General features: G+C 51.3%; 24 protein-coding genes and 3 pseudogenes. 11 read left to right on the top strand and 16 right to left on the bottom strand.

Annotated features, from left to right (window positions below; translation table 11 throughout):
* Positions 1-60: 60 nt before the first annotated feature.
* From BLQ09_RS31050 to BLQ09_RS14420, 5 genes and pseudogenes are all read right to left on the bottom strand, one after another.
* Positions 61-267 (bottom strand): hypothetical protein, encoded by a 207-nt coding sequence (locus tag BLQ09_RS31050; RefSeq protein ID WP_139202113.1) that lies wholly within the window; start codon positions 265-267, stop codon positions 61-63.
* 764 nt (positions 268-1,031) lie between these two features.
* Positions 1,032-1,404 (bottom strand): annotated as a pseudogene (locus tag BLQ09_RS31585) (hypothetical protein).
* On the bottom strand, positions 1,401-1,610 hold the full coding sequence (locus tag BLQ09_RS14430; protein WP_092357498.1) for a hypothetical protein: 210 nt from the start codon (positions 1,608-1,610) through the stop codon (positions 1,401-1,403). The pseudogene BLQ09_RS31585 and the gene BLQ09_RS14430 overlap by 4 nt, the downstream one beginning before the upstream one ends.
* Before the next feature lie 911 nt (positions 1,611-2,521).
* Positions 2,522-3,196 (bottom strand): HAD family hydrolase, encoded by a 675-nt coding sequence (locus BLQ09_RS14425; RefSeq protein WP_092357496.1) that lies wholly within the window; start codon positions 3,194-3,196, stop codon positions 2,522-2,524.
* Between the two features lie 87 nt (positions 3,197-3,283).
* Positions 3,284-3,466 carry a hypothetical protein gene (locus tag BLQ09_RS14420; protein ID WP_092357494.1) on the bottom strand — a complete coding sequence of 61 codons (183 nt, stop codon included), beginning with the start codon at positions 3,464-3,466 and terminating at the stop codon, positions 3,284-3,286.
* 323 nt (positions 3,467-3,789) lie between these two features.
* On the opposite strand from BLQ09_RS14420, the gene BLQ09_RS14415 reads away from it, so the two are divergent.
* The 7 genes and pseudogenes from BLQ09_RS14415 (at position 3,790) to BLQ09_RS14385 (ending at position 8,143) form a co-directional block, all read left to right on the top strand.
* Positions 3,790-4,038, top strand: coding sequence for a hypothetical protein (locus tag BLQ09_RS14415; RefSeq protein WP_092357698.1), 249 nt, complete (start codon positions 3,790-3,792; stop codon positions 4,036-4,038).
* Positions 4,039-4,093: 55 nt separating this feature from the next.
* Positions 4,094-4,541: pseudogene (locus BLQ09_RS14410) on the top strand (CinA family protein); the annotation flags it as partial.
* Positions 4,542-4,814: 273 nt separating this feature from the next.
* Entirely contained in the window at positions 4,815-5,042 is a 228-nt protein-coding gene (locus BLQ09_RS14405; protein WP_092357696.1) for a PLD nuclease N-terminal domain-containing protein, read from the top strand.
* 102 nt (positions 5,043-5,144) lie between these two features.
* Complete coding sequence (locus BLQ09_RS14400; protein WP_092357492.1) at positions 5,145-6,074, top strand: ZIP family metal transporter; 930 nt, start codon at positions 5,145-5,147, stop codon at positions 6,072-6,074.
* 152 nt (positions 6,075-6,226) lie between these two features.
* Entirely contained in the window at positions 6,227-6,727 is a 501-nt protein-coding gene (locus BLQ09_RS14395; RefSeq protein WP_092357490.1) for a YciE/YciF ferroxidase family protein, read from the top strand.
* 76 nt (positions 6,728-6,803) lie between these two features.
* Positions 6,804-7,910, top strand: a complete 1,107-nt coding sequence (locus tag BLQ09_RS14390) for a zinc-binding metallopeptidase family protein (RefSeq protein WP_371914511.1) — start codon at positions 6,804-6,806, stop codon at positions 7,908-7,910.
* Positions 7,907-8,143, top strand: coding sequence for a DUF2188 domain-containing protein (locus BLQ09_RS14385; protein WP_092357488.1), 237 nt, complete (start codon positions 7,907-7,909; stop codon positions 8,141-8,143). The genes BLQ09_RS14390 and BLQ09_RS14385 overlap by 4 nt, the downstream gene beginning before the upstream one ends.
* 67 nt (positions 8,144-8,210) lie before the next feature.
* Here BLQ09_RS14385 and BLQ09_RS14380 read toward each other — a convergent pair whose 3' ends face one another.
* The 6 genes from BLQ09_RS14380 to ligD form a co-directional block, all read right to left on the bottom strand.
* The gene (locus tag BLQ09_RS14380) at positions 8,211-8,720 is read right to left on the bottom strand and encodes a ferritin-like domain-containing protein (RefSeq protein WP_092357486.1); all 510 of its coding nucleotides are present in this window, start codon (positions 8,718-8,720) and stop codon (positions 8,211-8,213) included.
* Between the two features lie 498 nt (positions 8,721-9,218).
* Positions 9,219-9,509 carry a DUF6555 family protein gene (locus BLQ09_RS14375; RefSeq protein ID WP_092357484.1) on the bottom strand — a complete coding sequence of 97 codons (291 nt, stop codon included), beginning with the start codon at positions 9,507-9,509 and terminating at the stop codon, positions 9,219-9,221.
* Between the two features lie 721 nt (positions 9,510-10,230).
* Positions 10,231-10,851, bottom strand: a complete 621-nt coding sequence (locus tag BLQ09_RS14370; RefSeq protein WP_092357482.1) for a DUF1349 domain-containing protein — start codon at positions 10,849-10,851, stop codon at positions 10,231-10,233.
* Positions 10,852-10,950: 99 nt separating this feature from the next.
* A complete protein-coding gene (locus BLQ09_RS14365; protein WP_092357480.1) occupies positions 10,951-11,652 on the bottom strand; it encodes a hypothetical protein in 702 nt (233 codons plus the stop codon).
* Positions 11,653-11,698: 46 nt separating this feature from the next.
* Positions 11,699-11,914 carry a DUF2188 domain-containing protein gene (locus tag BLQ09_RS14360; protein WP_092357478.1) on the bottom strand — a complete coding sequence of 72 codons (216 nt, stop codon included), beginning with the start codon at positions 11,912-11,914 and terminating at the stop codon, positions 11,699-11,701.
* Between the two features lie 21 nt (positions 11,915-11,935).
* Positions 11,936-15,364, bottom strand: coding sequence for a DNA ligase D (gene ligD, locus BLQ09_RS14355; RefSeq protein WP_092357476.1), 3,429 nt, complete (start codon positions 15,362-15,364; stop codon positions 11,936-11,938).
* A gap of 470 nt (positions 15,365-15,834) precedes the next feature.
* Between ligD and BLQ09_RS14350 the strand changes: the two genes are divergently transcribed.
* Positions 15,835-17,454, top strand: coding sequence for a methyl-accepting chemotaxis protein (locus BLQ09_RS14350; RefSeq protein ID WP_092357474.1), 1,620 nt, complete (start codon positions 15,835-15,837; stop codon positions 17,452-17,454).
* A gap of 204 nt (positions 17,455-17,658) precedes the next feature.
* Here BLQ09_RS14350 and BLQ09_RS14345 read toward each other — a convergent pair whose 3' ends face one another.
* From BLQ09_RS14345 to BLQ09_RS14325, 5 genes and pseudogenes are all read right to left on the bottom strand, one after another.
* On the bottom strand, positions 17,659-17,868 hold the full coding sequence (locus BLQ09_RS14345) for a hypothetical protein (RefSeq protein ID WP_092357472.1): 210 nt from the start codon (positions 17,866-17,868) through the stop codon (positions 17,659-17,661).
* A gap of 111 nt (positions 17,869-17,979) precedes the next feature.
* Positions 17,980-20,256 (bottom strand): hypothetical protein, encoded by a 2,277-nt coding sequence (locus BLQ09_RS14340; RefSeq protein ID WP_092357470.1) that lies wholly within the window; start codon positions 20,254-20,256, stop codon positions 17,980-17,982.
* A gap of 996 nt (positions 20,257-21,252) precedes the next feature.
* A pseudogene (locus BLQ09_RS31570) lies at positions 21,253-21,861 on the bottom strand (histidine phosphatase family protein); the annotation flags it as partial.
* Positions 21,862-21,928: 67 nt separating this feature from the next.
* The gene (locus BLQ09_RS14330) at positions 21,929-22,930 is read right to left on the bottom strand and encodes a metallophosphoesterase (protein WP_092357466.1); all 1,002 of its coding nucleotides are present in this window, start codon (positions 22,928-22,930) and stop codon (positions 21,929-21,931) included.
* A gap of 323 nt (positions 22,931-23,253) precedes the next feature.
* The gene (locus BLQ09_RS14325; RefSeq protein ID WP_092357464.1) at positions 23,254-23,721 is read right to left on the bottom strand and encodes a transcriptional regulator; all 468 of its coding nucleotides are present in this window, start codon (positions 23,719-23,721) and stop codon (positions 23,254-23,256) included.
* Between the two features lie 271 nt (positions 23,722-23,992).
* On the opposite strand from BLQ09_RS14325, the gene BLQ09_RS14320 reads away from it, so the two are divergent.
* From BLQ09_RS14320 to BLQ09_RS31040, 3 genes are all read left to right on the top strand, one after another.
* Complete coding sequence (locus BLQ09_RS14320; protein ID WP_092357462.1) at positions 23,993-24,556, top strand: hypothetical protein; 564 nt, start codon at positions 23,993-23,995, stop codon at positions 24,554-24,556.
* Positions 24,557-24,639: 83 nt separating this feature from the next.
* Entirely contained in the window at positions 24,640-25,152 is a 513-nt protein-coding gene (locus tag BLQ09_RS14315) for a hypothetical protein (protein WP_371914510.1), read from the top strand.
* 84 nt (positions 25,153-25,236) lie between these two features.
* The gene (locus tag BLQ09_RS31040) at positions 25,237-25,506 is read left to right on the top strand and encodes a hypothetical protein (protein ID WP_139202112.1); all 270 of its coding nucleotides are present in this window, start codon (positions 25,237-25,239) and stop codon (positions 25,504-25,506) included.
* The last annotated feature ends 202 nt before the right edge of the window (positions 25,507-25,708 follow it).

Below are 25,708 nucleotides of genomic sequence, written 5' to 3'. Positions count from 1 at the left end.
TAGCGCGTGCATAAGTTGTGAGGGGTAACGAATAAAGAGATTTCTTTTTTATGCTTCCAATCATGACAGGCGGTATATGCTTGAGAGTTCAAAAAATCTGAAGCGAGTGCGCAGAGTTGAAGACAGCGCAGTCAGTTCTTTTTTTGCTTCGCGGCATGGATCTTCTGATCGAATCAGAAACGCCTCCGTGATTTCAGGCAAGTGCTCAGGCAACCATTCGGCGTCGCGGTGCTTTTGATGTGCCGCGACGTAGTCGACGAAGGTCACTCCCGAGTCCCCGCATTTGTCCCGGTGCTCGCCATCGCGTCCTGTCCGGTGATGGCCGGGTCAGCAAGGTTGGGAAACCTGGATGCCGGCGGGTGTATCGATCATCGTAAGATGCTGCTGCACGGATGTTCTCGTCTCAACCTGTCGGCCATGAGCGAGAACAGCTAACGCACCGTACGTGCCACGCTGACTCGCTCGTAGATAAGAGCTTCGGAAACCGTCTGTCTGACGCACACCTCCCATAACGAAATAAATGAAACGACTGTCATCCAGGTGATTTCCTACATATTAGCCTGACACGGCATTTCAGGCTGCTCATGTAACTCCTTATATTGCCCGCACGCTGTGCGGGCTTTTTAACTCTTTCGCGCAAGTTGACCAACATTGCGGGACTTGACAGAAAACCAGAGCGGTACGCCGACGAGGCTCTATAAGGATTCGAACAAAACACCGACAAGGTGCAGGCGTTCAAATATCCAGAAAGGGTACTAACTAGCACTCGAATCTGAGGTATACGTCTGTATCGTTTGCGGAGAACGACGTTTCGCAGAGCTCTGGCGGGAGTTTGAGCTACGCCGAACTCCACCTTGTGACCTATTCAATGAGAAGAAGACTTCAATAAAGAGTGGAGATCTTGGAAAAGCTTGATGACCCAGCCTATACCGCGCCGAGACACCACCCAAACTTCTAACATCAAGTATTGGATCAGCATGGTTTGAGCCTTCCGAGTGCGGAACCCCAAAAAGCCGCTGCTTGGTTTCGGATTAGGGAAGCCATTCAGCTACCTCTACATTGCAGTGCTTGGAATTACTTAGCTCCCATATCATCACCACGTCAGCTGCGGCTCTATAGTGATCCGCCATGAACAGCCTATTGCGGTCTTTCTGACCAGCCTCGCCTCGCAAGCTTGTTGGTTACGTCGTTGACCCCAACGTCTCCAAAGAAATCGGTTGTATCTGGATGGTGAACGCCCGCCAAGGACACTTTCGCTACGCCAGAATCGCGGTCGAAGTAAGAAAGGGAGTGCCACCCTCCAGTAGTGCTTTCAGGTTGTGGGAAATTGATCGCAGCCTTTGCTGTGATGTAGTGCTCGCGTGAGACGCGCTTGAGATCACAATCAACGAGCGGCCGAGTCATGGGAGCTTTTTGAGGCGGGCCAATCCCTGTTTTATGTGGCCCGCGTTCTCGCCGATTGTGTAAAGCGCGCCACGTACGTTGTCACCCACTTCCGCATGTCCCTGGGCTTCTACTTGAAGAGTCAGCTCCATAAGCGCAGCTTCTAGAGCGAGCTGGTTTTGGTACATCCTTTCCAGCACATCTGATATTGAGTATTCACTGGACATTTTCCAACTCCTTGTTGAGAAACGACAAAAATGGCAGGAGGAGTGATCATATTGCTATAAGCTTCTAGTATCGCTTTCAGCGGAGTCGTTGAATTCTGGCCGACTTCTTCCATTTAACGCGCGATCAGCGTTCGCCCGATTCGCATGGCTGTTGAGTCAGGGGCTTTCAAGCTGGCGACTTCCGCTTCCAGTTCACGTACTCGTTTGCAGGCCTCAAGTTCGACGCAGGCGTCTTTCTGGATGTCGATGTAATACGCCTCGTTAACCACCGGAGATATCTCATTCCGTCAGGCAATACCGTCCTTACGATAGTTTCGAATGATGTGTTGGCAAGGCTTATGCGTCGTTAACGCCTCGGATAACAGCCCATCCCGCTTTGTCTCGGTCATCAGCATGCAGGTAGCGACAGTCCTGTTACAGAACCGTCAACGCTGTTCCCGCGAGGCGCCGCAAGGCAGCGTGAGCGTAGATCATGATGTTCTTGTATTACCAGCGACCCGATGCGTCCTTCCCATGAATCACAAATCTCATCATGGGCATACTGCTGCGCAAGAGCGCAATGAAATGGTGAAAGCTCGAGCGCGCGAGTGCTGCAGCCAGTGAATGCACCGCGAGAATCGATTTATCATCCCCGTCGTGTCAAAGTCTTCGAGCACAGGCAAAGCAAGCTTATATTCGCCGACCGCGCCAGTGGATCCAGGCTGGGGTTGTAAGAGCTTTCCCTGTCTATCGCAGCAAAAAACTTGTCAAAGTTATAAGAGTGCCAGGGGGGCAGCTGTAGTTGGATATATCCGACTCCTGCGCTCGCCCCTGAGTACCACTCGATCAATTTCTAGCAGATCAGCACGCCGGAATTTGAACTACTCCGCCGAGAGGGGCACATCAGTTTAAGCCGCGTGCCTACAGAGGTCTCATGAACGGGAAGCAACCTCGTCTAAGTGCTTTAGAAGTGCCAGAGGATCCTCATAGACTCTGAGTGCACCTGCACGTTCAAGCTCTCCTATGTCATATCCCCCTGAAAGCAGACCTATACCGGTGGCCTTACAGCGTCGTGCGGCAAGCATGTCCCAGATGGCGTCACCGATCACCAGGCAGTCCTCGATGGGCACATCGATTTTGCTTGCAGCGGCGAGGAAGAGGTCTGGATCGGGCTTGCCATACTTGACGTCATCACGGGTGATGAGATTCACCTCCGAGGTGCCCAAGCCCAATGCCTTCAGATTAATTGCTGCAGTATCCATCCCACCGCTGGTAGCAATACACCACTTGAACTGATCGCGCTTTAAGGCTTCGAGAAGCTCGAGAGCGCCAGGCAGAGCGCTTATCTGACCCTGCAGATCCTTGTAGGCTTTATCATGTTTATCGCTCAGCCTTTTGGCTTGCTCTGGTTTGATTTCCAAGCCGGTCTCACGGGCTAACATCTTAAGCATCAGCCCACCGCTCATACCGATTTTTCTGTGAATTCGCCACATGGCCAATGGAATATCTTCTGAGTCCAGCGCTATTTTCCACGCGAAGACATTCTGGTAAACGCTATCAGTCAACGTTCCATCCAGATCAAATATGAATGAGGTTTGCTGGTGCATACGGGACACCTCCATTAAGTAAATTTCAAGTAGTAGATGTCGCGTATTGAAAATATTGGTCGCATCGAAAACCAAGCCGAGCCGGCTTTAATGCTTAAGCCTTTCCAGGTCTGCTGGGCCAAGTTCAACCCGTGGTTCGTCTCCAAGGAACTCATCTTCCCTAACGACTCGTTCGTCATCGGTCAAACCTGTATCTGCCTGGTCTGAGCCGATAGTCGAATCCTTCGCGCCTATACGTTTAACTGCTGGTACGAAGTTTTCTTCGGGCATGACGTCTCTCCTTGCATTTCGAAATCTAAAGCGTTCAATTTTTCGAAAGCACGTGCCCTGACTCGTTCAGTCTTTCGCGAATCGCTGGAACGTAATGCCGCAAACTGCCCGGGACAACTCACAGACTCTGCTCCATGATCGCGCCCCTGCGTCTCAGTCCCAACGAGTGAATTCAACCACTCAACATAGGAGACTTAGCGACCTGAAATCGATTGAAATCGGCACTGCCTTTTTGATCTTGTTCGAAAAAACAATTCTTTGTGAAAATTTTGAACCTAAATTGAGATGGGTTGATCAACCGTGAAAGTATCGGGGTGATTGAAATGAATGCGTTCTATAACCGACTGACGTCTGAGCAGGATTTGAGATTACAAGCACTGGATCGTTGGCATCGTGCGTTGGAGAACAGGGAACTTCGCATGGACTGCCCAGACGCTTATCACGACGAGCTATTGCGCCTTTCCGATGAAATGGATCGTCAGGCTATGTTAACTCTGGCCGAATGGCGCGATCTGCGTAAGGCTGCGGACGTGGCGTATCTGCGTGCGGTCGCTGGCGGGGACTATCACTGAGGGGCATTCAAGTCATGGCTATCGCCGCCAACACTGATACCTTCGCGACAACGATTTGGTGCTGACCACGGTGGAATCGTGTACGGCCGGTAAAATTGTGACGCTGTTATCCGAGGTCGAAGGCAGCGGTATTTTATTGAGTGTGGGTACGTAGTTTATTCGCCTCAGGCGAAACAGCGCCTATTACATGTCAACCCCCCCAGACCATTGAGACATCCAACCTGACTAGCGTGGAGGTTGCTAGGGAAATGGCGACGGGCGCATTGGGAGACAGCACTGCCCATGCGGCTATTGCTACGACCGGAATTCTAGGCCCAGACGACGTAGACGGTATTCCTGCTGGCACAATCTGCTTTGCCTGGGTCTTTCAAACGACTGATGAGTGTCACGTGTTCAGTCACCAGCACCGGTTTTCAGGCGGACGCTGTGAAGTCCAGATGACGTTGGCTTGTCCCCGCTCAAAGCAGCGCTCGAGGCGGCTCTCGCGGCTGATTGATGGCGAGCCGACAATCATCGTTGAGAACGTGAAACTTTTATATAAGAGCGTCTTCACCGTGCGCGATCGTCAGAAACTGATGAAAGATGAACGCTGCGCGTTCCAGTCAAGGCACCGAGAAGCTGGAAGAGATCAAGTTCGCTATCCTTGAACGCAACGCAAGTTTTCGGTCATTACTCAGGACGACTGGCACACCGGATTCAATATGTGGCGGCGAAATTACTTGAACATCCCTAAATGCGAGGGGCCTAAATATTATCAGTCTGAGGAGGACGTAATCATGTCGGAAGCTACCAGCTACTTCGCGATTGTCGTGGCGGTGATGATTTTGCTCGTTGATCTGTGGGCAATCGTCAGCGTGTTTCGCAGCGACAAAACGGTGGGTGTCAAAGCAGGTTGGGCTATCGGCCTCATCGTTTTCCCCCTGATTGGATTGATCGTGTGGGGTGTTGCAGGGCCTCGTGGCATCAAAGAAGGGCCCTCGTCGCCTGAACATAGTAAAGGGTAATCAATGTCCGCTGAACCTGAGGCGCGGCGCATGTCCAGGCTGCTCTTGAGAACGCTTTCCAGATACGCCACAAAAACCGAGTCAAGAAAATAGGAGGTTGCGATGTCCGAGCCATCGGCTTCGTCAGGCGCGCCACTTCGCTCTTGGTTTGCCCGGTTTTCAGAAACTGGGTGGGACGGGCGAGTCTTCTGGTCGATATTAGTGGGTGTGACAATCTTTCTGCTGATTAGTGGGTACGGCGCCTTCGTCGGAGCCGATAAGCAGAACCTACACTTCGCGCTTCTCGGCGGCGTTTCAGGCTTCGCTGCGACGGCGGTGGGAGCCGTTGTTGCGATTGCGTTGCGCGATGTCGCTGCCCGTACACATGACATCATGCTTGGCTTCGCAGCAGGCATGATGCTGGCCGCCAGTTCGTTCTCACTCATTCTCCCTGGTATTGAAGCAGCCCAGGCGCTTTGCGGGGATCGGTTGCTCGCAGCCTGCGTGGTCGTCGCCGGATTGGGGTTAGGAGTAGCGTTGATGGTCGGCCTTGATCGTTTTGTTCCTCACGAGCACGAGAAAAGTGGACGCCGGGGCCCGGACGCGCAGCGCGTCAATCGAGTTTGGTTATTTATCCTGGCAATCACACTGCATAATTTGCCGGAAGGCATGGCCATCGGAGTGAGCTTTGCTGACGGCAACATGAACGTCGGGTTGCCGCTGACCACTGCTATCGCTATTCAAGATATTCCCGAAGGCTTAGCTGTCGCACTGGCGTTACGTGTGACAGGCATCTCTGCGCTTCGTGCAGCGTTAATTGCGGTGGGTTCAGGCTTAATGGAGCCCATTGGCGCTATTGTTGGCTTGGGCATTTCTAGCAGCTTTGCCTTGGGCTATCCCATTGCGCTTGGGTTGGCAGCAGGAGCCATGATTTTCGTGGTGTCTCATGAAGTCATCCCGGAGACTCATCGCAACGGTCATGAGACCCCGGCAACCTTAGGACTGATGCTCGGTTTCGGGGTGATGATGTTCCTGGATACAGCTTTGGGTTAGCGATAAGCCTTTTATCCATCACCCCGAAAATTTTCGGAACACCTCTAAAATTGGGCCGGTCAGTTTTCATGCACGGTAAGTGTTGATTGCATGTACCCCCATGCGGACGCCTCGACCAGGCGACGGCATACTGATCAGAAGGAAGTTTCGAAATGGCTAGAAAAACTGTCGAAGATTTGTTTATCCATGAACTCTCTGATGTCTACAGTGCGGAAAAGCAAATCACCAAAGCCTTGCCGCGTTTGGCGAGAGCGGCAACCAACCCATTGCTAGCAGACGCCTTCACCTCCCACTTGGAGGAAACTCAGGGTCAGATTGAACGCATTGATCAGTTGGTGGAACTGACCGGGATAAGATTGAAACGCATGAAATGCGCGGCGATGGAGGGATTGGTTGATGAATCGAAAGAGCTCTTGGAAGAAATCGACAAGGGCGCCGTCCTGGATGCCGCGTTGATTGGCGCGGCGCAGAAGGTGGAACACTACGAGATAGCAGCCTACGGCACCCTGATAGCGATGGCCAAGCACCTCAAGCTTGGCGACGCTGAAAAGCTATTGGCTGCAACGCTCGCTGAGGAAAAAGGCGCTGATGAAAAGCTGACAAAGATTGCGGAACAGGGCGGCAATCAGGCTGCAACTTTGGAGACCAAGTGACAGCAGTGATTTGAAGTCAGGCGGCGTGGCGATGGCGCCGCTTGTCATTTACAGCTTCGTGCGTGAGAGTCCAAACATGTCTGATGTACCCCTTGAAGCTATGTCCAGCGCCTCCAGCCAGCCAGACACAATTTCCGAATTGCTCGCTCGGTTGCTGATGGCCCGTGGGCCAGGGGGGCAAGAGGATGAAGTGCGTGAAATTTGCTTGCAAACCGTTACCCCTGTCTGCGACGAAACATGGGTTGATGCTGCGGGCAACCTGATAGGATTTATTAAAGGTCGGCGGGAAGGTATCGAATCGCGGCGAGCTGTGAGAGTCATGGCGCATATGGATGAAATCGCGATGGTAGTTAAGAGCGTCAATGCAGACGGTACCTTGAGAGTCACCGCACTGGGCGGCGCGAACCCTGTGAACTTTGGCATGTGCCCGGTAGATATTCTGGGTGATCACGAAGTTATTCCGGGCGTTTTGTCTTTCGGTTCAATGCATGCGACGCAGAATGCACCACAAGGAGCAGATGTATTATCGGGAGATGTGCACTGGAACGACGTACATGTGGTTACGCGAACTTCACTGCAAATCCTGCGTGCTCACGGCGTGCGTCCAGGTACACGGGTCGTGTTGAGTCGTCATTGGCGTGAACCGTTTCGGGTGGGTGATGCCATTGCCGCGCATTTTTTGGATGACCGTGCACCAATGGCGGCTGTAATCGATTCCGCGCGCCAACTGAGCCATCGTCGAAATGACTTGGCATGCGATGTCTATTTTGTATTTACGACCTCAGAGGAAGAATCCAATGCAGGTGCGATGTTCGCATCCACGACGCTCCCCGGCGATACCACTATCGCTGTAGAGGTCGGCCCCGTGATGGATGAGTACGGAACGAAGCTGTGCGTCGATCCAATAATAAATACCGGCGACGAAAAGGGTTATTACACGCGCGAGGTCGTGACCTCTCTTGCCGCTGCAGCACAGACCTGTGGTTACAACCCTCAATACGCGTTACTGGTCGATTTTGCTTCTGATGCGAGCGCTGTATTAAGCAACGGGTCATCAGCTAAAGCGGGTTGCCTAGCGATACCTACCGAAAATACTCACGGTTATGAATTGATTTTAGACGGTGCAATTCAAGCTTGCTCGGCAACGCTTTGCCAGTACCTTGTTGCACTTCAGGCAGAGTGAATAATTACCCCCTCACCAAAGACGACAAGTTTTGGATTTTGGTCAAAGAGGGCGCACTGCATGGTTCCAAGTCGGCTTCCACGAAAGCTGAGAACACCGCGATGACCAGCGAATTTCTTAATGGAAAAACGGCTTCGCTCAAGATTCACAAGGAGGATGGGACGACACAGAAGAAACGTACGATCCCACGTCCTCCACCTCCCAGGAAACGAAGGGCTGAACTGAATCTTTAGGCCATTCTTCCATGGCATTCGTGACCTTTACCGCTCAAAGTGTGCGGCAACAAACCGCGAGCAATCGTCATTTTTTTGCTTCAAGGTCTGGATCTGCAGAACGGGCGAGAAATGCCTCGGTGAGGTTTGGAAGGTGCTCAAGAAGCCATTGCGCCATCGCAATTTCCTGATGGAGGATCCGCTCACATGCGGTTTGAGTTTCTTGGTCACCAGCAGCTTTGGCTGCGGTAATCAGAACCCTGTACGCGGCAATTTCAACGTTTTCGAAAACGTATCCTGCCATCGCGCCTTTGATCACCTCGTCACTCATCAACGAGCCACCGACCGCCTGGCCGAACGCCATCAGCCGACCTGTCAGGTCTTTTATGCTGGATGATTTTCCACCTAGTCGTGTGAGGCACTCGTCGATACTTTTCTGGTGGTCGTGAGTCTCTTCAATATGCTGATCTATTCGCGCTTTGAGTTCAGGGTAGTGCTCCAATCTCTTTGATTGAGCCTTGAGCATGTTCTCCGCTTGTTGCTCCATTGCGTGCGCATCGCGCAGCCAGTCGAGAAGGTTTTCTTGTGGCGTTGCCATAATGGATTCCTCATTTGGGTGTACAAGGGTTGATGGGATTCACAGAGCAATAGTTCACAGAATTTTCCAGTGCTCTGACGAAATGCTAGGCTACTTAAGGGTTAATAGGCTTTATGAAATGTAGTATGTCCTTGTTTGTGAAAGTATTTACACGCCTAAAACGATTAATCTTTTGAAGCGGAAATAGGTTCTGATTGACAGGGTGCCTATAAGGCTAAAAATGCTATTTTTCTTATATGGCTTTAAGTGTAAAAGCACTTGTAAGCTGATGTATTGGCCTTGGCTAGAAATAAGCTACCGAGCTAAAACTTTTTTATACTGGCTTTCCTGTTCGTAGCCTTTCAAAAGGAAAGGATTCAAGTGACGGCTAAACTACAATTCAGATAGGACTATATCTGAATGAAATTTAGCGCCAGACGGAATATTTCCATCTTAGAACTTTGAGCATTGCAATATATGAATTTAAGTTTAACAGTATGATTTACATAGAGTATAATCTTATAAATTTTTATCAGTATATTCATTAGTTACTGTTGGGGTGTAGGGCGCTGGCGAAAATGGTTCATTGCCTGACGGTCGCCACCTTACATTTTCCAGGCCATAACGTTCGGCCATCGGTTTACTCACAAGTCTTATCTTATGGTTCCGCGAGCGTGGGATCACGGCTAGGCCCGCATCGCAGCAAGCCCAATGCCAGGCCTCGGCATCGTTCATTCTGTCGCTCCTTAGAATGAAAGATTTGGATACGTTATTAAAGTCATATTCAATAATGTAGAGAGAATTTTTCATCTTTAGCCTCCTTTTGGAAATTTGTTCAATCCCTGTATGAAAGGTTCATTTTATTTTTTATACATGGCACGCCGCTTCGTATAAGTTTATACCGTGCTGAGGATGCCGTTGGTCGAAAGGGGAAGGAACAAATTAAACTCGCTTCGGGTTGTACTGCTCGAATAACAGAGCCTGTCCACTTGCGCAGTCTCTAGTCAAAACTCCTGTTTGCCCGTACCGCGTACGGGCTTTTTTAGTGTGGGTCTCATATGGATCGCCAACGGAGTTCACACAGTCGTTCAGTGATCGGATGCACGCACACCTTCATTCGCAAAGGCTACTATCTGGGCTTAGGCTCGGATGCGTATGTATGCATGTCCTGTCAAGAAGTTCGCGAGCCAGATAGATGGGAGGATTTCGAACGTAGGCGTCGGCCGCCTGCCGGAATGCTCAATGAACCGACCGACGGCGGATAGGTATGGCCACCCAGCGAAGCGCGCTTCCTAATAACCCCTATCTAATGCCCAGCGCTTGTGTAAATGCCTTTTTGTATGGAAGCCCTAAAGGTATTCAACTACCAGGTACCCGTTTAAACGCTGCCAGCATAGAGCAGCCTGGTATCCAGCATTACCCGGCCACAGCTGATACACACTCGCCGAAGGTCATTGGCTCATCCCATGACGCGACGCACAACCAGCGGCTGAATGCGCACTGGTTGAGCCGGAGAGCTCCTCTTGATCGGCTAGCTCAAATCGTGCAGGCCTCGCACGACAGGTTCGCTCAAAGACCATTCGGAGAAAATTACCTTCAACCCCTGACGCTGCGGTGTACAGCTCATAGGGCCAACGCTATAACGCTCCGCTGTGGGGAATGGGGCAAGCCTGAGCAATGGCCAAGTCGCGCCATCCGTTGAATACTGTAAACGCAGTAATCCGTTGCAAATGGTCAGACGAAGCCAAAAATCGTTCGGATTGCCAAGGAAGCAGCTAGGCGCCCAGTCCGAAAGGCCTTGGGTCAACACGCTACTGATCATTGGCCTGCCGTCACTAAATTCTATGCCTGCCTTTAGCCAAATCTCCTTATTGAGCCTGACCATGATTCCTGCTTGATCGTACAAGTCGCGAAAGTCGGATTTAATTCTGAGCTGAGCTGTAAAGTCTCCTGAGGTTGAGAACCCCAGAAAGTGTCCGCTATCACGTATGAATCCGTAATGGGTTTCACGCCAAAAATCAGTTTCTAAGTCGGTAAGGACGACCAAAGAGCCGTCAGTAAATGTTTGGAATTTACTTGGCCTATTCAACCATTTAGCAGTTCGCCAAATCGATGCTTCAAAGTCCTGACTAATTAGGTTTTTATCTGTCATGTTACCTCTTAAGCCATCAGCTGAATCTATATTGCATCAAGTTCCATATGCTGATGATCTATCTCTTTGAGTCAAATCTACCGGTAGAGGCCGGTGAATTCATGGGCGCATCAGCGGCTCAATACCTATCCATTTCTTAACAGGGTGATAGCATAGTTTGAGCTGCGGGATTTCAATCCTGTGGCCCTCGACGAGTAACGATCCTAAGTTGATTCGCCAATTTGAGTTGGCATTGAATTCGCTTGTTTTAAAAATGACATAAGCAGATCCATGGTGCTTTTCGTTTGTGATTTTAGGGATCCGATTCTGAACTTCAGCACTGTTGATATCGTAGGGGGAGGCGCGAACATACTCTCCGCCTTGAAGCGGATAATCGTAGGTTAACGACCCTAAGTGAATTTCCGGTCTGGCCTTTAGCTGTGCCCCATTATCATATGTTATATATGCCTCTCGAGCGTCGTAAATGATTGGAGTAACTGTTTTTTTAGCGCCCAATAGTCCGCTTTTGTTTTTTTCGTAAGCTACTAACTGTATGTAAAATTCAGGCTTCGGATATTTCTCGCCTACGTATTGTACTGAGTATAATTGCTGGAAGGGTTCATCTGACCACTGTGCGTCGTAATCGTACAGGTACGTGCGTAAGACGATAGTTTTTTCAGCGTGTCTGCCGGGGAGCTGAAATTCAAATCTAGTTTCGCAAAGGTCTGCATAAGCGGGTCTTTCCCTGCTCCACGGAATGCAGCCTGAAATTAAACTGGACACTATTAAAAGTGTAATCGTCAGGAATTTTTTTACTCGCATGCTTGATCCTTCTGGCGCTGCACTTCACGTTACTTAACTTAACCTTTTATTTTTTTGGGTCGGCACTTCGAGGATAAGTCCGTTCCTCCTGTATCGTGCCGTCTTGTTTATGAATTTTCAGCGATGCTGTTTTCCCTTCGAGAAACTCACTGGCCAGCTTTATGATTTCGGCCTTCATGGTTGCCGTTTTCGACGCTCGCTCTGCACCTTCTTTCTTTAAGACCCAACCGCTGTCTGTTGGAGTGATCTGGTAATTATCCATGTCATTTCTCCTGGGTAATCGCTACTTCAGACCGATGCGTTTCCGCATTTGAGCCGTAATGGTTTGCTTTGTCTCAGACATGTCAGCCCAAGGGTCGACGTCCAACTCGGCTAGACGTTCATGAACGTTTTCGATGTTCCATACGTTAGCACCTTTGATTTCTTTCAGCTCATCTCGAAAGATTGGCACAGATACTGGAAGCCTCTCGCGGGTACGTACTGAATAGGGACATATAGTGGTCGCGCCCAAGCCGTTGCGCAGGTAGTCGATGAAGATACGTCCCACGCGATTTTTGGGGCCAGAAATTGCAGAAAACCGACCTGGAAGCAAATTGGCGATATGTCTGACAATCGCGTGGCTAAAGCTTTTTACCATGTCCCAGTCTGCTTTCGGGGTCAAAGGGACGACAATGTGGATACCCTTGCCGCCGCTGGTTTTCAGGAAAGATTTAAGTCCTAGTTCATCCAGTACCGTTAACGTTAGCTGGGTCGCCTCCACCATGCTTTTCCATGGCAGTGCGGGATCGGGGTCAAGGTCTAGGATAAAGCGGTCAGGGCGATGTAGATCCTTGGATACGGCGTTCCAGGTATGCAACTCAATGGTGCTCATCTGAACAGCGCCTATCAGCGCCTCGATGTTGTTGATCAACATCACAGGGTGACCCGTCTCTTCTTTGCCGATGATTTCGATTCCAGGGATTGCCAGACGCTCTGCATTCTTCTGAAAAAATAGCTCTCCGCCGATTCCGTCTGGAGCGCGCACCAACGCGACAGGGCGATTTAGTAACTGCGGCAGAAGCCAGTCAGAGATGCCAATGTAGTAATCCGCTAAGTCACGTTTGGTCGAGCCGCTACTCGGGTCAATCACGCGCTGGGGATGCGAGAGTCGGATCTTGATTGATCTATATTCGCCGGCTTTACCTTTGGCTTTAACTTCAGTCGATTGGTCTTCTTCTGACTTTCTCTCGACTTCTGGGGCGGGGGCAGGGCGTTCTTCGATGATCGACTTTGCAGGTTTATCATTGCGAAGGCCCTGGAATACTGCGTGTCTTACGGAACCATCCGTTGTGATTTCTGCAAAGGCGACCTCTGCGAGAAGCAACGGCTTCAGCCAATGCACGTCTTTTGCTTCGAATCCGGTGGGAGGGTTTACGACAGCAGGCTTCTTGGCTTCAAGGGGGGTTAACTGTTCGTAGATCGTATTCAGTGTTACCTGGTTGAATCCAGTACCGACTTTGCCAGCGTATTTGAGCTCGCCGCTGTCTACGTCGTGCAGACCCAATAGCAGAGCCCCGAACTTACTGCGCGAACCCTTTGGCTCGGTATAGCCGACGACTACAAACTCCTGTCGACGTTTACATTTGAGCTTGATCCAGTCGCCGCTGCGACGTGATACGTAGGGACTGCCAACGCGTTTGCCGATGAGGCCTTCCATTTGCATTTGGCAGGCGCTGTTCAGCAGTGCCTCCGGTGTTTCGGCGAAGTCTTCCGAATACCTCAGTACCTCATCCTCACTGCGCTCTAGAATCTTGGATAAGGCTTCGCGGCGTTGCTCCACCGGCACCTCGCGTAAATCCATGCCGTTGAGAAAAGGCATGTCGAAGAGGTAGAAAATGATGTTGCCGCTGCGGCCTAGCTCAAAGGCATTTTGGAGAGCCTGAAAATCAGGAACGCCTTGCTCATTGGCAACAACCATTTCGCCATCCAGCCAGCCCGATTCCAATGCGAGGCCAGCAATCGCTTCCGCCTGGCGGGGGAGCTTATGAGTCCAATCATGGCCATTGCGAGTGAACAACTGCACTTTACCTTTATCCACCCTAGCCATGATGCGGTAGCCGTCGAACTTGATCTCATATCGCCAATCACCATCCGGGGCGGAATCCACTAACGTGGCCAGTTCAGGCTTCAGACTTTCAGGAAGATCAGCTGGGTGAGCACTTTCAAGCTTGCTGTTTCCACGCTTAGCGCGTGGCGCAGAATCTTTCACAACAGGCTTTGGCGCAGCAGATTTTCCTGAGCGTTTCTTCTGCACGATAGTGCGCTCGGTCAGTACGCTGTGGGATTCTGCTTTCACAATGTCGTAATCACTTTCTGACCGAGCAAACTCATCCTGATGTTTGATCAGAAACCACTGCTCCTGCTTGCCAGGAATGTGCGTTTTGACCAAATTCCATATGCCGCCAAGCTTTTCGCCTTGCAACACGAATTTCAGTCGACCTTTAGCGTAGGCCTCAGCGGGATCAGATAAGGGTTTCCAGATACCGCGATCCCACACAATGACGTCGCCAGCTCCGTAATGACCCTCAGGTATCGTCCCTTCAAACGTTGCATAGTCGAGAGGATGATCTTCGACATGTACGGCCAGTCGCTTAGATTTGGGGTCGAGAGACGGGCCCTTGGGCACTGCCCAACTTTTCAGGGTGCCGTCGAGCTCAAGGCGAAAGTCGTAATGCAGCCGAGTCGCGTCATGTTTTTGTATGCAAAACTGCAGCGCAGCCGTTTCAACGGTTTTGTTCTTTGCTGGCTTACGCTTTGTTGCGGAACCCGACGGTTCTGAGGTCGCATCGAAATCACGCTTACGATTGTATTCATCAAGAGTGTCAGAGGTTTGCGATGCTGTTTGCGGGTCGCTTGCGTCGTTCTTTGGCTTCCTTTTTGACCTGGTCTGTCGGGATGAGATCTCAATCCATGTCGGAGCGTGATCGCTGGCATGCTCTTCACCTCGAACCCATGCATCCACGCCGGCGTTCTTCAAGTAGGGAGCAAGCACCGGGTTCAGCAGAAGATGGTCGATGCGCAAACCGGCATTTTTCTGCCAGTGCTGACGGAAATAATCCCAGAACGTGTAAACCCGCTCCTTCGGATGCAGGTGCCTCACAGAGTCGATCCAACCTTGACTCAACAGCCTTTGGAAACATTCTCGGCTTTCCGGCTGAAGGAGGGCATCCTTCAGCCATGAGCGGGTGTTGTAGATATCAAAGTCAGTGGGCACAACGTTGTAGTCACCTGCGAGAACAACAGGGTGTTCGCTGGCTTGGAGTGTTTCTGCATGGGCAATCAGATGCTCAAACCACCTCAACTTGTAATCAAATTTTGGCCCCGGTTGCGGGTTTCCATTTGGGAGATACAGGCACCCGACGATGACACCATGGACAGCAGCTTCTAGGTATCGAGACTGCGTGTCGCTTTCAGCCCCGGGCAGGCCTTTGTGAATCAGAAGGGGTTCGGAATCGCGCGCAAGAATGGCCACTCCATTCCAAGCGGCTTGGCCATGGTGCAGTGAACCATAACCCGCCGCCTCAAGATCGCCTGCCGGGAACGCTTTGTCCTGTGCCTTCAGTTCCTGCAGACATACAATGTCCGGTCGCTCCTTCTCAAGCCATTGCAGAAGGTTAGGCAAGCGCGCCCCTATGCCGTTGACGTTGAATGTGGCGATCTTGAGGTTTTGCATCGCGTCAATTTCTCTATGGCGCCGTGTTCTTTATGGGAGCAGCACGAGTCTTGACGAGTTCAAACTGCTTGAACGCCCGAGTTTCTCCAAAATGAATACCATTCCAGGTGCTCGTGCGTCCGATCTTGCTTGGAGGTTCGCTGGATAGCCTAGTCTGGCCATTTGATTGTCCAGTGCTCCATCAGCCCACCCGGCGATCCTAGGACTGGGTCATATGCCACAAATGGCACCGAACCGGTGAGTTCTAGCTACGCCTGCTGAGAGTAGCCCCAGACGTAAGCGCCAGCAGCATCCGAGGACGAGCACATGAATTTGGGTACAGAAAATTTCCCTCCCGACGCCTTTCCCAATGAAACCAACTACTTTGCTTAGTAAGCGCGGTCAGCGAATAACCGCTGGTCGTGTGACATTGAAGGTTAGCGAATAGCAGCCGAGAGCCTTATATCTCCTGGTGCAATGGAATTGTAGATATGCGTAAGCTCAGATTGTCAGCCCGCTCTGTATTTTGTTTTGCATCTATCTTGATGCTTGTGTTGTTGGTAGCACTCACCTCAGTGCGCAGCTTGAGCAAGCTTTACGACGCGGAACAAGATGTAGAAGTCAACTGGATGGCGAGCATCTCGCAAACAGCTAAGATGGACGCATTAATTCTAAGAATGCGTCTAGAAACATTGCGCCTAGTGTCGTCATCTGATGATCAAGTCAAAAAATCTTCTACTGCAATGATTCTTCAGGCTCGAAGTGATATTGCTACTATCGTAAGTGATTACATGCGTTTAATAGCCTCCGAGGAGGAACGTCGCCTTGCAGAAGATGTGGCAGCGGGAATAAAAAGCTATGATAGTCGATTGGATGAGATCATGAGTATTGCCCAATCTAAACCCGCTGCTGAAAGCACAAATTTTATCAATCAGAATATTCGGCCACTCACCAATAATCTTCAAACTAAAATCAATACCTTAAGTGAGTTTAATGAAAATGGTGCAAAGCGTGCGGGAGATGCCGCCAAAGACACCTACACCAACAGCTTGTGGCTCTTGGGTTTACTCTGCACTGTAGCCCTAGTGCTCACGGTGTTGCTTGCCTTTCTTTATACACGCAGCATTCTTGTTCCTCTGCGAGAAGTGTCGGATATTAATCAACGTATATCCGAAGGAGATCTCCGCGTAGATACAGTAGTTACCGGTCGCGATGAGATGGCCGACCTCATGCGTGATTCGGTAAACATGCAACAGACGCTGCGTGAGACCATACGACATATCGGTGACGCCTCAACGCAGCTTGCTTCTGCCGCAGAAGAGATGAACGCGGTGACCGAGGAAGCTAGTCGAGGCATGCAGCGTCAGAATGGTGAAGTCGAACAAGCGGCTACAGCGGTTAATGAGATGACGGCTGCAGTCGAAGAGGTTGCTAGAAATGCGGCTTCAGCTTCGTCATCAGCGCAGCAGTCTGAGCAGTCTACGCAGATAGGAGCTGCGCGGGTTTCAGAGGCGGTGAACGCCATCCATGCACTTAGCGATACAGTCTCGCATACCAGTGAGAAAATCTTTGGCCTAGCCAAACAAGCGCAAGGCATCGCCACAGTAGTTGATGTGATCCGTGGCATTGCAGAGCAGACCAATCTACTGGCCTTGAATGCTGCGATTGAGGCCGCCCGCGCGGGGGAGCAAGGACGGGGGTTTGCCGTTGTCGCTGATGAAGTCCGCGCATTAGCGCACCGGACTCAAGAGTCTACTCGTGAAATCGAGAAAATGATCGGTGGCATACAGGGTGGTTCAGAGGACGCCGTCGGTGCGATGCAACAAAGCCGTGACCAAGCTAACTCGACCTTAAAAATTGCCAACGAAGCTGGCGCGGCGCTAGATGATATTGCTCGTTCTATCACTGAAATCAACGAACGCAACTTTTTGATCGCCACAGCTTCGGAAGAACAGGCACAGGTCGCAAGATCAGTTGATCAAAACTTAGTAAGCATTCGCGATCTTTCTGTTCAGAGTGCGGCTGGCGCCAGCCAGACGGCTGCGGCAGCACATGAGGTATCGAAGCTCGCATTGGATATGAATCGTTTAGTGACGCGTTTCTCTGTCTGACGGGTACCCTTGCGACAGAACGGTGTCGCGGGCGACGCCAATCAAGAGGGCAGTGATTTTTTGCCGCTCTCTTGGAAGTTTTGCAGCACAGGAAATGCCACCCGCCACTGATGCTTCCAAGGTGCGGAAAGTTGATTGCAGCCTTGCCAGTGATGTAACGCGTGCGGGATACGCGTTTGAGATCAAAATCAAAAAGCGGCTGGGTCATGAGAGTTTTTTGCGCCGAGCCAGCCCCTGTTTGATATGACCAGCGTTCTCACCAATTGGGTAAAGCGCACCACGAACATTGGCACCGACTTCCGCATCTCCCTGGGCTTCCACTTGGAGGGTCAGCTCCATAAGCGCAGCTTCGAGAGCGAGCTGGTTCTGGTACATCCTTTCCAGGACGTCTGATAATGAGTATTCGCTAGCCACTTTTTCACTCCTGTTTTAAGCCAAGCATAGCAACAGGGAAATAGGGTGTTGGTCGTCGCTGGGACAGGACAGGGAGGCAGGGCGCACCGAGAGGTAGGCCCCAGATCCGTATCAGCTAATACCGAGCAGCGCCTTGATCCCATCCCATGTCCCGCCAGTGAAGATACCTTCGCCAGCGATCAATGCTGGGGCAACGATCACCTTAGTGCCGACCCAGCTCAAGAATTTGCTCAGCTTCCAAGAGTTCAGATGAGGCTTGGGCTCGACATATTTCGCTGAAAAACAGAAAGCTAAAGTGAGAGGGAGAGTGGCTGCGAAAAGTCGCAAGCACAGTACCCTTGTATCTGTGGTTATCACCGGCAGCATTTCGGGTCTTAAAGCACTGCTCAAGAAATAAATACCCACACCTAGTAGGGTGGGAAGCACGAGAAAAATCCCGACATATTTGATACGTGTGAGTGTTCTCTCAGCGGCTTCGGCACGGTCTCGATGAGCCTGGATTTCGTTTGTGGCCTCGTTAGCTTCCTGCAGACGCTGCTGCAACTGAGTCTGTGCATTCTCGAGATCTTGAGCCCTCTGCTCGGCCATCCTCCGCTCGGACTCTAAATCAGCGATCTGTTTGGCAGTGATGTCCTGTTGACCTTCAACGACAGAACGGGCCGCCCGCTCCTCAAGCAGGTGCTGCTCCTTTTCATCCAGTACGGCCTTGGTTTCTTCAAGCTGCTGGGAAACGTTTCGGTGGTGGCTCAACAGCTCATCATGTACCAACTCGAACACTTCCTGATTGGAAGCCTCGATATTGCTGATCCGTGCGCGAAGCGCCCGATTAGTAAGCACCACGCGGATGGCGGATTCTGGTAGATCTCCAACATTTTCGAATCTCGACATTGATTCCAGCACCTTCAACGTCGCCCTTTCGTCCTCAAGATCGAACGATTGGAAAAAAAGTGGCAGGCGCAAGGAGTCAACCAAACTTTCTTCGAGTTCTGGAGAGCGAGGCACCCAAAACTGAATGAGCTGAACCAGATTGCTTGGATGCAGTACCACCGGCAGCTTCGCGCGGATGGCTGCGCGTTTTGCTCGGTCAAAGCCGATCAGGCGCCAGTCTATGGAAACTGCCCAATACTCAGTCTCGAAAGGTGACTCATTATTTGGGGGGCGACGGTCGTTGACGGCATGCCAAAGTACGGCATCATGCAGCAGAGCTTCGTACCCTTTGCGACGTTTCTCCGGGAGCTCTTTTGTCTCCCTCTCAACCTCGTGCATTACATCGTCAATGACATCTTGGCGTGTATGATAGATGCTTGGATGTGCATCCAGTACGCTTATTCCTTTTTCCTCTAGGATGAACCTAAGTTCATCAATGTAAGGGCGAAAGAAATCGGCTGCAGAAAGATTTGCAGTCGAGGCGGCAGTGCTGAAGAACTTTTTGGCGATGCTGGGGAGCGGCTGAGTCATGGCTACGCGGGACATTGCCTGAGTGACCCGTATGCGCTCAATAATATGCAGTTGTGCGATTAGAACGCGCTTGGCTTCTTCCAGGGTGCTCGGCAGGACGTAAAGCTTTATATCCAGCTTCCCGTTGCTCTTGTGAGCCAAATCAACGAGTGATAACGCTGCTGCGTCAGCCGGGTTGTCGTGAAGCTGGAGCACTGAGAAAAGGAAATTGGTATCCAGTACCACCTTAATTGTTTTCACCTTACGAGCCTGGTTGATGGCAGCAAGGGTTTCAGGGTTGAGGCGGGTTGCCTCCGCGAAAAAGTAGGCCGTCATGAAACGAAGAATCTGGCTTCGACAGACTTGATTTCCCGGATTGAAGAAAAACATCAAAACCTTACGCAGACCCTCTCGGTTGTCGGCGTCCACTTTGTGGAAAAGGTTATGCAGCCAATCAAAATCGTTTTGCAGCTTTCCGCCAACTAATAGCCGGAAGAGGTTGGCGCCGCTGACGCGGATAGCTCGAGAAAGCGCCTCAGTGAAATCTTTCCATACCAGGTTGGGGTCAAGGGTTGGACAGTGTTCCCGGCAGGTCACAATGAAGTCCGCTTCGCACGCATCCTGCTCCGCATGTGCAGCGGCAGCTTGAACAGATAGATCGTTAAAAGCTCGCTCAGTCAGTTTGTAGGCTGGCCCAGGCAAGATTGAAACGGTTCCCTGATCACGGAGATTATTTAGTTGCTTTTCAAGTTCGTCATCAGATCCTAGGGCTCCGGGCGCCTCTGCACGAATCGCGTCATGTAGCGCACTCAACCCCAACGCTGCACCATGATTCTTCCAAAGCACGCCTTTTACGATCTGGCTGACACCTTTTTTCCACCAGCCTGACTCGTTCAACTCCACGTGGTGGATTAGTGCGACGATATCCGGAGAAAGCTGTCGGTTAGCCATGGAAACAGCTCCTAAAGGCCTTCAATGCGTGTCGTTCCTTCACAGATGCTTCCTTTTTATTATTGATTCCGCCAGAGGAAAGAAGCGAGTGGCTTACCCGCTCAAGGATGGTACGAGGTGCCCTAAGAACTATGCAATAGCATCCTGCCATTAGTCGGCGCTCGGATATGTGACTGCATGAAAGAGGTCATGACTTTCTCGGTCGCTCAGAGATAAGCGCATAGTTTCAGCTGCCTCGAATGAGAAAGCGGACTCTCCCATTAGCGAAGAAAAGCGGGCAAACCGAGTATCAAAGGAGTTCTTTTCTGTCTATTAGGGACGCGTTCAACGCACGCGGAGCGCGCAGGGAGAGGCCAAGGCGTGAGGACGGAAGCCCAGAGAGCCAAGACATCGGACACCGTCGGCATGGTTTACGACATCAGTCCAATGGGGCATGTCAAAACCAAATTTTCATCACAACGTCTTCAACATTCGCTCAAGCGTCTGATGCTCCCATGTGCTGAGTAGTGCAACTGGATCAGTGCCAAAGCGATACCCCGAGTCAAACGACCAGTGTCGCCCATCTGGACTGACGCATTGTTCGCAGTAGTCGAGCTGATCACAGTCGTTGTAAATCGATATCTCCCAACCGTCTACATTGATCTGGAAGTGGCCGGCATAAATCTCGTCCCACGATTCATGACCCACCTTACTCATGACGGCTCGACCGAAAATCGCCTCCCTAAGTACCTGGGATACCTCTCTTGCGGAGAGCTCAGCCGCAGTGTTTTCGCTAACGCTACCAACCTGGGATGAACTAGCTGCCGCTCTGGCAGCTTTCAGCCTTTGCTCAGCGTACATAGCCGGATCATCAACTGGCAGTGGATAGCCTGCAGCTGAGAGAGCTTCGGCGCGCTCTTCAATAAGCAGGCGCTCAGGATCACGTGTGACTTGATAAGCTCTGCCCGGCACGCGCCAAGTTGCATCCATTCGTAGCTGATCAGGGGCTGACCGACTTACTCTCCAACCGGCTTCGTCGGGATCTTTCGAAAGCAGGCACTCACCACAATTGGGCACGTGGTTCGCGATCTCATACTCACGGCAGTCCACCATGGATACGCCATCAATTCCGAGCGGTTTGCGCTCAATCAGCCAGGCTACAGCGTTAATGAACTGACCATGAGAGTACGCAACGATGTCGTTGGCGGGATGCTCTGCAAGACACTCCAAAAAAGACTGAGCTCTAGCTATGAAATCTAGAAATGACTCAGCGCCTTCACCATCAGTGAAACTAGGATCTGCTTTAGCCCAATACGCCTCCACCCATTCGCGCCGATCAGCGACAGTTGTGCAAGTGCAACGCGCGGGTTCAAGGTAAGTGAATTCTTGGATGGGCCAAGTTTCAAAAGGGATATGAGGAAACACCGATGCGGTCGCCATAGCGGTTGAGTGCGCTCGGGTGAAAGGCGAGGCAACGATCAGAGCCGGAGCATGGTTGAACGACAATGCCACCAGCTGCGCTTGCTCAACTCCTTTCGGGGTGAGAGTAATAGTCGCGTGATCTAAAGTGGCTTCGCCCGCGTTCGCAGTGCTTTCTCCATGTCGTATTAGTCTCACATGCTTCATTTACGAACTACTCGCACAGATTCGGCCATCATTTCTCTTAGATCCCAAAGGTTACTGGTACTCAACTTCAATCAAGAAGCCTCGCCAGCAATCCCTCAATCTGGGTGCCTGCATGCTCGAATTTCAGCTCTTCGAGCTTAGCTTCCCTTCGTTCGCCGGTGAGCAAGCTGATTCCGTGAAGCGCATTCAGCAACTTCTGAGACGCACCGATTTCCGAACGCAAAGTCAGCCAGGTAGTGTTCACTCGACGAGCTAACTCGTCGGCCTCATCGCTCAAGCGTTGTGACTCAATTAGCTTGTTAGCGTTGGTGGTGGCCTTAAGATGACCTAAAGCCTGCTCAAGTTCCTCCAGTAGCTCGGTCATAGCCTCCGATTGGTCAAGTGACACGGGGCGCCCCTCCACATAAATCGTGTCCGCCTGAACGCAATAAACAGCTAGTGGCCCTTCACCCCCTCCGGTGCAATCAAGTGCAAGAACGTTCCCTAGCCGAACAGGCTCAGGAATCCAGGTGTGCCCCGTGCACACACGCCAGACCCCTTTGACACCTTCTCGATGGTGTTTTTTGATCCGCTCGCGCCCCCATAGCGCGATCTCTTCTACAGCAGGGATTGATATGTCTCGAGTGAACTCGACCCATGACATCCCGGCAGGGACATCAGCATGAACAACGCCAACCAAGCCGCGAGGCGACTCGATTTCTATGACGGATGGAAGGCTCTCAAGCTTTCCAATTATCATCTCTTTCGATTCGTCTGCTATGGTCGACCACCAGCCTGCGCCATGAGCTACGTAACGAGCGCTGGGGTTTTCCCTGTAAGCATTGATAAGCATCTGCTCATGGTTACCTTGAACGGTATAGAACCACGGCTCACCAAGAAGCTTCAGACCGTCGAGGACTCCAGGCCCACGATCTATGAGATCACCCACCCCGATGACTCGGTCGATAGCTTTGTCGAAACCGAGCTTTAATAATCCTTTGTAGAGATCAATCGACTTGAAGTGAATGTCACCGATAACGAAGTCGCGACCGACCTCGTTCCGAGGAAGCCTCAGGACTTTCTGACTCATGCGCGGGTTCCTTACTCAATTGCCACCTATCAAGTGACCAACCCGTATTGTCCACGCCGCGACTGCACCTTCCAACAGAAATATGGACGGACAGGATGACTACACTCCAGTGCGCAGGGCTGAGGTATTTCGAGTCTCCTCCGTCGATGGAAATAACCAGAGCAAGCGGAGCGCGCGGGCCCGTAGGCCGGAGGCGCGAGGATGGAAGCCCAAAGGGCCATGACTTGGCGTCAGCCATGGCATGGTTTACGACAGCCGACCCGATAGGGCGCGCCATAAACCGTGATTTACTTAGATTGCAGGATTGCTGATGTTCTGTCGGCTCAGGTATGCCAATATTTTTGAACAGTGCTTCGTGCAACGCCAAGCTGTTCGGCAATGGTTTTCCTGTCGAGACCTTGCGCTTTCAATGCTCGAATAGAATCTGCATTAAGCGGTTGCTTGGGCTTCCCTTGGGAGCGTTTGATGAGCTTTCCGCCACTGAACTGCTCTTTCACCAACTGCCATCCCCCAGACATCTCGAATTCCCTGACACGCAAGGCAGTACGCTGTAAAGCCTCTGACGGCAGTTCTTCACCCTGCGCAGCAATTGCGAGAGTGACCATCGTCAAAAGGTCGAGCCCTAGGTAGTCAGCGATCTCGTCCAGTTTCTCCAGCGTCGGCGTCGTCCTGGCCTGCTCAAGCTTCCCTAAATTCGTTCTGTGCGTCGCACCTGCCAGATCCTCGTAACTCAACCCTTGGTGTGCACGGGCTCCGCGTAATGCCCCCGCCAGCGCTTCCTTCAGATTCATGAGTCGGATCCTCAAAAGCGAGGATAGAGCCACGGTAAGCGTGTTTCGATAAACAGATCATAGTGATATTATCGTGCCATTCGATCAGCTCAAGCCGGCTACTAAGTCAAAACGGTGCTATGTCAGGAGTGCATTTTGTCATGCAAGAAGGGAGAGCCGGCGCATGAGGCGGCAATGATGCGTTCGTTATGTCGGGCTTCATCCTTATGGGTTGCTCTGACCGGTGTCTGAGATTGGGGTTGTTCTTAAAGTGAACCAGGATTAGTGAATAATGAGATTTGATTGCACAAAGTTTTCAGGAAAAGTTGATAACATTAGTTTCGCTAGGCCCATGAGAGGTGGTTACAGACTAACGCTAAAAATAGACGGGGAAGTTATTCCAAACCTAGTTGTGCCTAGCAAGTTTTATGAAGAATTGGAGGTTGGTCAGCAAGTAACTTTGTTCGGGATGTTCAGGAACAGCAAGAAAAAAGAAAAAAATGAAGGAGTGCTGTATGGAATGAAAGCTGAAGGTGGGAGAGCAAAGTTTGCCACTGACATGAGGTTTGGAGTTCCAGCGATGCTTACATTCTATGCCTGTCTGGCGTTCTGTTTGATGTTCGTCGTCGGGTGGGCGGCGTCGCTCGCACTCGTAGTTGGGTTCAGCAGTGAATATAATCCTGGCGCAATGATGCATACCACTACGGTCTTCGCCTTAGTTGAGGCGTCTTTGGCCGGTTTATTTTTTCTCTGGCGAGCCTGGGTGATTTTCAGTAAGACATCCAATCCTGATGCTTGGGAAACTATTACGCCCGCCGCACTATCGAGTCGATTCAGTAAGTTTCACAAGTCATGACGCTCTAGTTATGACGATAGGTGTGCCGCCTAACCTATAAACTTTTGAAATCTCAGCGCAAGCGGAGCGCGCAGGCGTTCTGGATGAAAGCCCGTAGGGCCGAGACGTGGCTCGCCACGGCTCGGTTCACGCCAGCCATCCGCCGAAGGCGACACGCCAAAACCACCGCCCAGCTTTTTGAAAAGGAGGCTGAAATGACCTGCGATTTACTCCGCGACCGTGAAAGAACTAGGCGAAGGGTTATGTGGGCGCTTGCCAGCTTCCATCCTGGTGATCCGAATGCCTTCGAACTCCTCGCTATCCTTGAAGAGCTAGACATCCAAGAGCGATACGACACCCCTCATAGCGATAAGCCACTCGAACTCATCGAGGTTCGTAACTTCGTCTCGGTGGTGCGTCATATCTCCGGAATCGAAATCATCTTGGAGCGCGATCTCCCGCAGCCTTGGCGAGAACGCTTTCTGCAAGCGAGCATCGGATCAACCAGAATTCCTGATGGGCCCTACGCGACAGACTGGGATAAATTTCTGACTGAATGGGGGCGTGAGATGCAGCATCTGAAAAATCACCGAGCTTCACAGGCTGCTAACAGCTAGAACGGCTGGTTCGAGCGATGGCGGCGCAAACACAAGCAATCGGTTTAACAGCTGAAAATCGCAGCCACAAACAGGAGTAGCAAGGTGCAACTGCCTTCGTTTTTTATTGATTTTGAAGCCTCTGGAATAGCTCCTGAGAGCTATCCGATTGAAGTCGCTGTCGTGTCCTGTGAGGCCTCGTTCAGTTCGTTTATAAAGCCAGCCCGTTATTGGACGCACTGGTCGTTTGATGCGCAAGACATGCACGGTCTCTCTCAAGATCAGTTACATCAGGAAGGTGATACCCCAGTCGCTGTGGCGAGAAATATGAATCAGCTGTTTTCAGGGCAGGTGCTTTGCAGCGATTCACCTTAAGACGGGTTTTGGCTTGATGCCCTCTACGAGGCAGCAGATCTGATACCCACATTCGAGCTGAAGCCATTGGAGGTTTTAGTGGGCCGGGAGGCGGCTAGTGACATTTACCGCCGACTGCCGACAACCAGGCACCACCGAGCTTTGAACGACGCCAAAGCTTTGATGAACGCCTGCCGTGCTTTTTTTGAAGCTTGAACTTTCG

Source organism: Pseudomonas sp. NFACC25, assembly GCF_900100935.1.
In the GTDB taxonomy this organism is placed as follows: domain Bacteria; phylum Pseudomonadota; class Gammaproteobacteria; order Pseudomonadales; family Pseudomonadaceae; genus Aquipseudomonas; species Aquipseudomonas marginalis.
This window is presented reverse-complemented; position numbering and strand designations above follow the sequence as displayed.